Below are 470 nucleotides of genomic sequence, written 5' to 3'. Positions count from 1 at the left end.
TTCCAGGGCGTGTTCGCGACCATGCGCGACGACGCCAATGCCACCACCGAGCAACTGGCGGCCATCGTCGCGCGCATCCAGACCGCGGCGGTCAGCATCAATGCCGCGGCCAGCGAGATCGCCACCGGCAACGACGACCTGTCGCGCCGCACCGAGCAGCAGGCGGCCAGCCTGGAGGAGACCGCCGCGTCGATGGAGGAACTGACCTCCACCGTCAAGCAGAACGCCGAACGTGCGCGCCAGGCCAACCAACTGGCCGCCGGCGCGGCCTCGGTCGCCTCGCAGGGCGGCGCCGTGGTCGGCCAGGTCGTGCAGACCATGAGCGGCATCGAAGCCTCGTCGAAGAAGATCGGCGACATCATTTCGGTGATCGACGGCATCGCATTCCAGACCAACATCCTGGCGCTCAACGCCGCGGTGGAAGCCGCCCGGGCCGGCGAGCAGGGCCGCGGTTTCGCCGTGGTGGCCAC

General features: G+C 69.8%; 1 protein-coding gene. It reads left to right on the top strand.

What is annotated here, in order from left to right:
- A partial coding sequence (locus D588_RS25410; protein WP_043086043.1) for a methyl-accepting chemotaxis protein occupies positions 1 to 470 on the top strand: 470 nt, incomplete at both ends.

The organism is Xanthomonas sp. SHU 308, from assembly GCF_000364645.1.
Classification (GTDB): Bacteria; Pseudomonadota; Gammaproteobacteria; order Xanthomonadales; family Xanthomonadaceae; genus Xanthomonas_A; species Xanthomonas_A sontii.
This window is presented reverse-complemented; position numbering and strand designations above follow the sequence as displayed.